General features: G+C 61.9%; 4 protein-coding genes. 2 read left to right on the top strand and 2 right to left on the bottom strand.

What is annotated here, in order from left to right:
• Both P3T40_RS40730 and P3T40_RS40725 read left to right on the top strand, forming a co-directional pair.
• On the top strand, positions 1-936 hold a 936-nt coding region (locus P3T40_RS40730), incomplete at its 5' end, for an HlyD family efflux transporter periplasmic adaptor subunit (protein WP_429273349.1).
• Between the two features lie 86 nt (positions 937-1,022).
• Positions 1,023-1,574, top strand: coding sequence for a DUF4863 family protein (locus tag P3T40_RS40725; protein ID WP_429273348.1), 552 nt, complete (start codon positions 1,023-1,025; stop codon positions 1,572-1,574).
• A gap of 52 nt (positions 1,575-1,626) precedes the next feature.
• Here the strand turns inward: P3T40_RS40725 and ilvB are convergent, their stop codons facing one another.
• Entirely contained in the window at positions 1,627-3,492 is a 1,866-nt protein-coding gene (gene ilvB, locus P3T40_RS40720; protein WP_429273347.1) for a biosynthetic-type acetolactate synthase large subunit, read from the bottom strand.
• 393 nt (positions 3,493-3,885) lie between these two features.
• Complete coding sequence (locus P3T40_RS40715) at positions 3,886-6,732, bottom strand: 2-oxoglutarate dehydrogenase E1 component (RefSeq protein WP_429273346.1); 2,847 nt, start codon at positions 6,730-6,732, stop codon at positions 3,886-3,888.
• Positions 6,733-6,738: the final 6 nt, after the last annotated feature.

The following is a 6,738-nucleotide window of genomic DNA, read 5'->3' as shown; positions in this document are numbered from 1 at the left end:
GCGGCGCTCGGCCAGGCCGTGCGCAAGGTCAGCACGCTCTACGTGAACAACGACTACTACGCGGCCAACGTCGCGCAGCGCGAGTCGGACCTGGCACGCGCCAAGGACGATCTGCAGCGCCGTGTTGCGGTGGCCAGTACCGGCGCGGTGTCGGCCGAAGACGTCTCGCACGCCCGCGACGCGGTGGCCTCCGCTCAGGCATCGCTCGACGCCGCTCGCCAGCAGGCGCAATCGAACCATGCGCTGACCGACCGCACGTCGGTGGAACAGCATCCGGACGTGCAGGCTGCCGCCGCCAAGGTGCGCGACGCGTACCTCAACTACGCGCGCAATACGCTGCCGGCGCCGGTGACGGGTTACGTCGCGCAGCGCTCGGTGCAGGTGGGCGAGCGCGTCGGGCCGGGCACGCCGCTGATGTCGATCGTGCCACTCGACGGCGTGTGGGTCGATGCGAACTTCAAGGAAGTGCAACTGCGGCGGATGCGCATCGGCGAGCCGGTCACGATGACGGCGGATGTGTACGGTTCTAACGTCAAGTACCACGGACGGGTGATCGGCTTCTCGGCGGGAACGGGCAGCGCCTTCGCGACGTTGCCGGCGCAGAACGCGACCGGCAACTGGATCAAGATCGTGCAGCGCCTGCCGGTGCGTATCCAGTTCGATCAAAAGGAGCTGGAGGCGCATCCGCTGCGCATTGGGCTGTCGATGCAGGTCGACGCCGACACGCGCGACGATTCCGGCACGCAGCTTGGCGCGGCGGTGAACACGACCTATCACACCGATGTGTTTGCGCAGTACGGCGAACAGGCCGATGCGGAGATCGCGAAGATTATCGAGCAGAACGAAATGGAGGCACCGGTGAAGACTGCGCAGGCTAAGACCCCGCAGGCGAAGACTGCAAAGCCGGGCGCGACGAAGGTGGCGATGGCGAATTGAGCGGACGCAGCGTGACTGTCTTAAGAAGCTCTCGCTGCACTCGCCACGCCGGATGTACATGACACTTGATTCAAGGACGAACTGGAATGTCCCAAACCCCACTCACAAGTAACAAAGACGAGCTTATCGCCCGACTTATCCCCTTTCTGCAAGAGGTCAAGGACATGACCACGAGCACCGAGGTCGAGCAATGGCTGAATACGGAGCACGGCGTCGAAAGCGAGTTGTACAAGGACCTGGCGCGACTGATTGCCCTCGGCGTGAAGGATGGCTGGGCGGCTCACGTCGAAATCGCTGGCCCGCGTTATCGTCGCTCACAACTCGTTTTGCCCTCGTCTGAGACGTTTTTCTTCAGCGCCACTGCGGTGCTGATGGATAGCACGGGTACCGCGCAGAACAACCCCGAAGGCAGCTTCCGTGGTGGCTATCACTCGCATCCCTATGGCGAGATCAATCTTGTGGTGCCGCTCGATGCAGGCGCGGCGCTTGCAGGTCCGAACGGCTGGTGCTATGGCGGCTGGACGGCACCCGCGCCGGGCAGCCACCACTTTCCGGAGGTCAAGGGCGGCGCGGTCGTCTCGCTCTCTTTTCTGCCAGCAGGACGGATTGCTTTCGACGTCAAACCGTCGCAGGCTTGAAGCGCTCGAGCCGGGCCCGCAAGCCCGGCGCTAGTGTGTCCTATTTGCGGGCCTAGAACATATCCGCAGCTGCCTGGCGCCCTGCCCCTTTACCTCCGGCCTCCCGCTTCGAGCGGGACGGAATAAACGGCCCGGTGATCATGCCCGCGTAGCTTTGCCCAGGTCCCACCATCGGAAACACATCGGCGTCGTAGTCGATCATGACTTCGAGGAAAGCCGGCCCGTCAAACTCCACGAAGGCCCTGAGTTTGTCCTCGAGTTCGCTCAGCGTTTCAACGCGCTGGGCAAACTCAAACCCGTCGGCCTGCGCCGCCATGACAAAATCCTTGCGATGCAGCGACTTGTCGCTCACCATCAAGCGCCCGTCGTAAAAGAGACGCTGCCACTGCCGGATCATTCCGTCGCCGACATTGTTGAGCAGCAGTACCTTGACCGGCACGCCATAGGTGGTTGCCGTCTCCAGGTCGCCTATGTTCATGCGGATGCTGCCGTCACCATCGATGTCGATCACAAGTGCATCCGGCCGCGCCATCTGGGCGCCGATCGCCGCGGGCAGCCCGAAGCCCATCGTCCCCATACTGCCCGAGGTCAGGAAGCTGCGCGGCTCGACGAAGTCGAAAAATTGCGCGGCCCACATCTGGTGCTGGCCGACGCCGGTGGTGACGATGGCTCGGCCGCCGGTAATTTCACTGAGCTTTTCGACCACGCGCTGCGGCTGAATCAGCGGACTGTTCCGGTCATAGTTCATACCGTAGGTCTGCTTCAGTTCCCTGATATGCTCGAGCCAGTCCGAAGGAGCCTGCACAGCTGAATCGTGCTGCATCAGCGACAATAAGGTTTCCTTCGCATCGCCCACGTGCGTCCAGTCCGCCTGTTTAACCTTGTTGATCTCCACCTCATCAATGTCGATGTGCGCAACATGCTGCGCTCCCGGCGCAAATGCATGAGGGCGGCCACCGGCGACGCGGTCATCGAATCGTGCGCCCACCGCGATCAGGAAATCGCAATCTTCCACTGCGTAGTTCGCACAGGCCGCGCCGTGCATGCCCAGCATGCCGAGCCCCAGTTCGTGTTTCACGGAGAGGGTGCCGAGACCCATCAACGTGTTCACTACGGGGATGCGATAGCGCTCTGCAAACTGACGCAGCTCCGCCGTCGCGCCGGCCGTAATGATGCCGCCGCCGACATACAGCAGCGGTCGCCTGCTTTGCGCCAGCAGATCGAAAAATTCGCTGCGCTTGTCCTCTTCGAGCAGCGCGCCTTTGGCCACCTTGCGAAGACGGTCGGAGTAGCCGCGAAATTCCAATGTGCCGTGCCCACGGTAAGTGCCGATCCAGTTCTGGATGTCCTTCGGCACATCCACCACAACCGGGCCAGGACGGCCGGTGCGAGCGACTTCGAATGCAGTACGCAGTGTCTGTTCCAGCTTTTCCGGGTCAGTGACGAGAAACACCTGCTTTGCGCACGCCGACATGATGTTGAAGACCGGCGCTTCCTGGAAAGCATCGCTGCCGATCGCGGCACGCGGTACCTGTCCGCTGATGAGTACGACCGGGACCGAATCGCCGTTGCAATCGGCGATCGGCGTCACCGCATTGGTGGCCCCAGGACCTGACGTCACCATGAATACGCCAACCTTCCCGCTCGCGCGTGCATAACCCGCGGCCATAAAGCCGGCGGTCTGCTCGTTGGCAGGTACCACGAGGTTGATCTGGCGCTCGGGATTGTCCTTGTGCATTTCGTTGAAACGAAACACAGCGTCGTACGTGGGCAAGATCGCGCCGCCGCTATAACCGAATACGGTATCGACGCCCTGCTCGCTGAGTACGCGCAAGATGATGTCGGCACCCGACATCGTTTCGCCGGCAAGCGGTGGTTTCGGGAGGACTTTTAAAGCGGTGTTCGGGTTTCGGGTCATGGCTGGCTCGCATGGAAACGGCCGCTGACACTCTCAGCGGCCAAAATCAAAGGACGATTTCCCTTCCAACTCGAGAACAGCATATGTTCCGTACCAGCTCATGGGCGATTGCCTTGACGGGTTCTCCGTTCAAAGCACAGCCCATCTAGCACCCTTTTGATGTGCTTCTGGAAGAATCGTGAGAAATGCTTCTGTCCATTCTGACAACGATTGAAGCTGCGCGGGCGCGGGAGAAGGCTGTCTATGGGCCAAGATAGGCTGCATCTGGGCCAATACGACGCGACTGCCGCGCATCACTTTCTAACCACACCAAGAATCGCCGCCCGGGCACGTGGATCGTGCCCGAGCAGCGGAAATCCTTCAAAACAGCCTCATCGCGATACGCATGCGCCGTTACTGCGCGAATGCACTCGAAATGACGGCCGCCTGTCTCGTCACGAATGCCGAGTGGTAACCGGGCGCCGTTGACGCAGACGCGGGCGGCCCGGCATATTTCAGTTGCGCGCCCGCAGGCAGCATCTCACGCAACTGGGGCTCGACAAAGCTCCATGCGCCCTGGTTGCGCGCTTCCTCCTGAGCCCACACCACCGTCTTCAGGTTCGGATAGCGCGCAAACTCGGTAGCCAGTTGCTGTGACGGAAACGGATACAACTGTTCCATGCGGATGAGCGCAGTTTCGGTAACGCCGGACGTGCGGCGACGTTCGAGCAGTTCGTAGTACACCTTACCCGAAGATACGATGACGCGCTCAACGCTGGACGCCTGCGACGGCTCGACCTGCGTGTCGCCCAGGATCTCACGGAACGCGCCCGTCGCCAGGTCGTCGAACGTGCTTACCGCTTCCGGATGACGCAACAGCGACTTGGGTGTCATCACGACGAGCGGCCGGCGATCGAAGACCGTCGCTTGCATCCTCAGCAAATGGAACAGTTGCGCAGGCGTCGTCGGTTGCACGACCCGCATGTTTTCCTGCGCGCACAGTTGCAGGTATCGTTCGAGCCTCGCCGACGCGTGTTCCGGTCCTTGCCCATCCTGCCCGTGTGGCAGGAACAGGGTCAAGCCGCTCAACTGCCCCCACTTTGCGGCACCTGCTGCGATGAACTGGTCGATCACAACCTGCGCGCCGTTCGCGAAGTCCCCGTACTGGGCCTCCCAGATAACGAGCGCGTTGCGGTTCACTGTCGAGTAGCCGTATTCGAAGCCCAGTACCGCCGCCTCCGACAGAATGGAGTTGGTCACGGCAAACCGGCCTCGCCCCACGCCAACGTCATTCACGTGATCCAGCGGGATATACACGCCGTCCGAACGGCTCGTCCGTTGTTGATTGTGCAAAACGGCGTGCCGGTGACTGAACGTTCCCCGCGCGCTGTCCTGCCCGCTCAAGCGGACATCCACCCCCGCCTCGAGCAGCGAGGCGAATGCCAGGTGCTCGCCCATCCCCCAGTCAAGCGGCTTCTTTCCGGCCGCCATCTCGCGGCGCGCGGCCATCACCTTGCCGACCAGCGGATGGAGTTCATAACCGTCCGGCACAGTCGATATCTGCTGCGCGAGCGCCCGTACCTGCGCGGGCCGCGCCGGCCCATAGGTGACGGGGCCGGAATAGTTGTCGAGAAACAGCGGCCATGGCGGCATATCCTGTGACTGAACCGGCGCCGCAGGCGCCTCGCTGCTGTGTGCACGCTCGAAACCGTCGCGCGCTGCGGCGGCATACTCTTCGACCTCTACGGAAGTCACCACGCCTTCCTTGATCAACTGTTGAGCATAAACAGTCCGCGTACCCGGATGGCTGGCAATCGCGCGGTACATGAGAGGCTGCGTGATGGCGGGGGTGTCCTGTTCCTGATGTCCGTACTTGCGGAAGCAAACCAGATCGATCACTACGCTGCGCCTGAAGGCCGTGCGATAGTCGAGCGCAAGCCGCACGGCCATGGCAACCGCTTCCGGGTCGTCGCCGTTGACGTGCAGAACAGGCGCCTCGATCATCTTGGCGATGTCCGTCGTATAGAACGACGAACGCGTATCGCGCGGATCCGAGGTTGTAAACCCGACCTGATTGTTGACGACGATGTGGACCGTCCCGCCCGTACCGTGCCCGCGAGTGTACGAAAGGTTCAACGTCTCCATCACGACGCCTTGCCCGGAAATAGCCGAGTCGCCATGAATTTCGACGGGCAGCACGTCACTCCCGTCTCCTGCGTCCGAGGCATCCCCTTTGGCGCGTGCCATGCCCTGCACCACCGGGTTGACGATTTCCAGATGCGAGGGATTGAAGGCAAGCACAACCTCGACCGGCCCGTCGCTCGTCTCTGTCACACTGCTAAAGCCCTTGTGGTACTTGACGTCGCCTTCCGGAAGAGGATCCCCAGCCTTGCCGTCGAACTCATTGAAGAGCGCGCGCGCCGGCTTGCCGGCAATGTTCACCAGCACGTTCAAACGACCGCGGTGCGCCATGCCCATTACCACTGTGCCGATCTTCTTCGATGCGCCATAGCGGACGACCTCGTCCAGCAGCACGATCAACGATTCCCCACCTTCCAGAGAGAAACGCTTTTGTCCGACATAGCGGGTATGAAGATACTTCTCCAGCCCTTCGGCGGCCGTCAGGCGCTCGAGAATGCGCTTTTTCTCCGCTACGGAAAACGAAGGCTTCGCACGCGTGGACTCCAGCCTCATCTGCCACCAGCGCCGCTGGTTCGCATCGGTCAGATGCATGAACTCGGCGCCCAGCGTGCCGGAATAGGTCTGTTCGAGCGCCGAAACCATGTCGCGTAGGGTGGCGTCTTCGTCGTCATCAAAGAGAAACGTATCGGCCGTGCTGAATCGCGTAGACATGTCAGCAGCGCTCAAGCCGTAGAACGCTGGCGTGAGTTCGACCAGTGCCCGCGGGGGAGCCCACATCAGCGGGTCCAGATTTGCTGTGCGCGTGCCGACCATGCGGAACGCGGCAATCAGCGACTGCACCGCCACCTGTTTTCTGGCGATCGCAAGACCATCGTCGCGCATCATTACGGTGGCACGCGGGCGTTTGGCCAGATCGACGAAGTTCGACACGACAGGTGCGTGCGGTTCGTCATCGCGGTCGCTGCCGTCGATGGCGGGCGTTTCGCGCAGCGCGTCGAAGTAGGCGCGCCATTCGTCCTCGACCGACGCCGGGTCAGCCAGGTAGAGCTCGTATTGCTCCTCCACGTACGGGGCATTTCCCCCGAACAGGAAAGAGCTTTGAAGTTTTTGCATCAGCATGATGAA

Origin of the sequence: Paraburkholderia sp. EB58, assembly GCF_050436665.1 — a bacterium.
In the GTDB taxonomy this organism is placed as follows: domain Bacteria; phylum Pseudomonadota; class Gammaproteobacteria; order Burkholderiales; family Burkholderiaceae; genus Paraburkholderia.
The sequence above is the reverse complement of the archived record's forward strand: the minus strand, read 5'-3'. Positions and strand labels throughout refer to the sequence as shown.